The organism is Microbacterium sp., from assembly GCF_011620715.1.
GTDB lineage: Bacteria > Actinomycetota > Actinomycetes > Actinomycetales > Microbacteriaceae > Microbacterium.
In genome coordinates, this window is record NZ_WOYP01000052.1 from 1 (window position 1) to 3,694 (window position 3,694).

Annotated in this window: 2 protein-coding genes; both read right to left on the reverse strand. The window is 64.8% G+C overall.

All coding sequences use genetic code 11. The annotated features are described in order from the left end of the window. Positions 1-69: 69 nt before the first annotated feature. Entirely contained in the window at positions 70-1,191 is a 1,122-nt protein-coding gene (locus tag QZV84_RS05085; protein ID WP_292826290.1) for an acyl-CoA dehydrogenase family protein, read from the reverse strand. Positions 1,192-1,238: 47 nt separating this feature from the next. Beyond that, a partial coding sequence (locus QZV84_RS05090; protein ID WP_292826293.1) for a CoA transferase occupies positions 1,239-3,694 on the reverse strand: 2,456 nt, incomplete at its 5' end.

Consider the following 3,694-nt stretch of genomic DNA (forward strand, 5'->3'; position numbering starts at 1 on the left):
GCCCGGAACAGGTCCGGGTCCGCCGATCGGCGCTCGGTCATCGCTTCACCCTTTCCATCATCATCATCATCAGAGTCCGAGCCGCTGCGCGAGCAGCTCCTTGTTCGCGGTGGCATCGCCGTACAGCAGCTCGGTCACCTTGGCCCGCTTGAAGTACAGATGCGAATCGTCAGCCCAGGTGAATCCGATACCGCCGTGCACGTGGAGCGATTCGCTTGCGGCGAAGAAGTACGCCTGTGACGCGTATGCCTTTGCGAGCGGCGCGAGCACGGGCAACTCTTCGTTGTCCTCGTCTGCCGCCCATGCCGCGTAATACACTGCTGCCTTCGCCGACTCGATCTCCACGAACATATCGGCGCACAGGTGCTTGATCGCCTGGAACGACCCGATCGCCCGGCCGAACTGGTGCCGCTTCTGCGCGTAGTCCACAGCGCGCTCCAAACAGACCTGAGCACCGCCGATCATTTCTGCGGAAAGCAACACTTCGACTCGGTCCAACGTCCTCGCCAGCGTTGACCACGAACCATTCTCCAGGAGCCTGCCCTTGGCGTCCTTGAGCGTGATCTCCGCCATGCGACGGGTCTGGTCCATCGAGTCGAGCACTCGCCGCGACACGCCAGGGGCATCGCCTTCGACGACGACGAGCACAATCCCGTCTTCGCCCACCGTGCCCTCGCGACGCGCGGACACCACGATGAGGTCGGCGCTGCCCCCGTCGAGCACGTACGACTTCCGCCCATTCAGGACGACCTCATCGCCGTCACCGGATGCGGTCACACCGATGCCATCAGGACCCCACCCCTCGCCGGGCTCCGCCGTAGCCAAGGCCGCCGTCTGGTCACCGGACGCCAGCGCGGGCAACAATTGCGCCCGTTGTTCAGACGAGCCGGCAGCCTGGATCGCCAGAATCGCCGATGTGGTCGACAGGAACGGCATGCCCGACACGACGCGCCCGAGCTCCTCGGCCGCGATCACCAACTCCAAGAACGACAGGCCCTGACCGCCGTCCTCTTCCGACACGACCAAGCCGGGCAATCCGACTTGATCGCTGGCTCGACGCCAGACCTCCGGCGAGAAGGCCAGCGGCTCCGCCATCAGTTCCCGGGTCGACGACAAGGGTGAAACCTGCTCCAAGAACCGACGCAGCGTAGCGCGGAACTCTTCCTGGTCTTCATCAAACGCGAAATTCATCGAGCATCCTCCAAAGTGAGCGTTGCGGTAAGCGGTCGCATGATGTGTCAGTCCCCCATGATCTCCACCGCGCCGGCGGCGACGAGTTCGCCTGTGCGATCGGGCGAGTAGCCGAGGATCTCCTCGAGGACGAAGAACGAGTCCTCGCCTACAGTGGGAGACGCCTTGCGCAGCCATGCCGGAGTCTTCGACATGATGGCCTGCATTCCGTTGTAGGGCACTGTGCCCATCACCGGGTGCTCTAGATCCACGAAGTAGCCGCGGTGTCGGATCTGCGGATCGGCGAACAAGTCGGACTGACTGTGCACCGGACCCGCGGGCACGTTCGGCTGCAGCAGTTCGAACACGTCTTGCGAGGTGCGCGACGCCGTCCACTCCGCGATGCGCTCGTCGAGCTCGTCGGCCGCGCTCCGGCGCCCTTCAGCCGTTGCGAGCGCTGGGTCCGCCGCCCATTCCGGCGAACCCATGGCAGCAGTCAACGCCTGCCAATGGCTGTCGGTGAAGCACGCGATGGCGACCCAGCGATCCTCTCCTGCGCATGGATAGATTCCGTGCGGCGCGGCGACGTCGTCGCGGTTGCCCTTCCGGACGGCGACTGCGCCATTCACCTCGAAGTCCAGCAGCTCGGTACCCAGCAGCTGCAAAGCGCCTTCATACTGTGACAGGTCGATGTGCTGACCTTCACCGGTGCGTCTGCTGTGATCCAACGCCGCTACCACGGCGGCGGTCGCGAACCGCTGGCAGATGAAGTCGCTGTATGCACCGTACACGGGGACTGGCAGCCGGTCGGGCCACCCGGTGATGCGGTAGAAACCCGACAGACCGGCCATCAAGTTCCCGTATCCGGGGTATGCCGCTCGAGGCCCGGTCTGACCCTGCATGCACGTCGACAACATCACCAAAGAGGGGTTGATCTCCTTGATGGTCTCCCAGTCAAGTCCCCACTGAGCCATGTTCCCGGGAGTGAATGACTCCAACAGCACGTCGGCCCAGGAGATGAGTTCCAACGCGATCTGCCGCGCCTCGGTCGTCGAGAGGTTGAGCCCAAGACCGAGCTTGGACGCGTTGTAGTCGCCGTAGAACATCGTGTTGTTCAGCCCCGGACGGCCACCCTTGTACGGCGGAGCCTGCCGAAGACTCTCCGGCCTGGTCGCCGAATCGAGACGGACGACGGTCGCCCCATAGTCGGCGAGGTACCTCGCAGTGAGCGGTCCGACGCCGACCCACGACATGTCCCAGACCTTCAGGCCCTTGAATATGTCGCTTTGGGCCCGTTCCGGATGCGGCGGCGAGACACTCAGGGGGGTGAGTTCGGAAAGGATCTCGGCGCGGTCAGCATCGATCCCCGGCGCTCTAGGGGAGTCCCTCAACGGTGTTCCTCCGAGCTTCACCCACGGGCCCGGATAGATCACCGACCCGCGCTCACCATGGTCCACCGGAACGAAGTACTCGCGCGCCGCGAGCTGCTCGTCCTGCCGGATCTCGGCGACCGAGTTGTTCGGCGCGAGCAGGAAGCGATACTGCAGAGCGGCGTCGTACGCCCTCGCCATCGTCACGCCTCGGAACCCCTCTTGCAGCGCGGCGCTGATCCGATCCATCTCGGCGCGGCCCTCCTCACCTCGCGCCGCAAGAGCTCCGAAGTCCATCGCCATCCAGTCGATCGACTGCAGCCACTCGTCGGCGACACCTCGATCGGTCATCCACTTCACAACCTGGCCCATGATCAGCGCGCCGATGGGACCGCCCACCACCATCAATGTGACGGTGCCGTCATCGACCTCGTAGATCGTCCGGAAGCGGCCCGCGCCGATGGCGAGCAGACCGCCTTGCCTCGTGAGATCGTAGCCTTCCAGCGCCGGGAACTGAGTCGCATTCATCAGGGTTCGAATGGTGGCGAGCTGACTGCTGACATCCACGAACTGCCCGGCTCCGGTCTCCCGGGCATGGAATAGCGCTATAGCCGTCTGGGCGGCGGCCTCGACGGCGCCGTGCTGTTCGAACTGGGGAACGGATGGCCGCACCGGCGGCCTATCCGGATCCCCGGTGACATAGGCCTGTCCGCCCATCGCGGCCAGCACGATGTCCGAACCCTGATACCCCGCGTACGGACCGGTCTGCCCGAATGGCGTGATCGCGGTGTACACCAGTGCCGGGTTGACCGCAGCAAGGTCCTCATAGCCGATTCCGCGATCCGCCATCCACCCGGGGGGAAAGCTCTCGATGAGCGCGTGCGCTGTCGCGGCGAGCTTCTTGAGCAAGTCCTGACCTTCACGCGTCTCGAGATCCAGCACGATCGATCGCTTGCCGCGATTCTGGAACAACCACCGGAGGCCGTTGTCATCCCCCGGCTGGTCATCCAGGAACGGGCCGACCCGACGACCGGGGTCGCCTCCAGGTGGCTCGACCTTGATGACCTCGGCACCGAGATCTGCCAAGACCCGCCCTGCAAGCCAGCCAGGCTGGCTCGTCAGGTCCAGAATGCGGTAGGGCGCCATTGCACCAC

What these genes read in the sequence shown, in the direction of transcription:
- QZV84_RS05085 (WP_292826290.1), bottom strand. Translation starts at nt 1,191, where the DNA reads ATGAATTTCGCGTTTGATGAAGACCAGGAAGAGTTCCGCGCTACGCTG.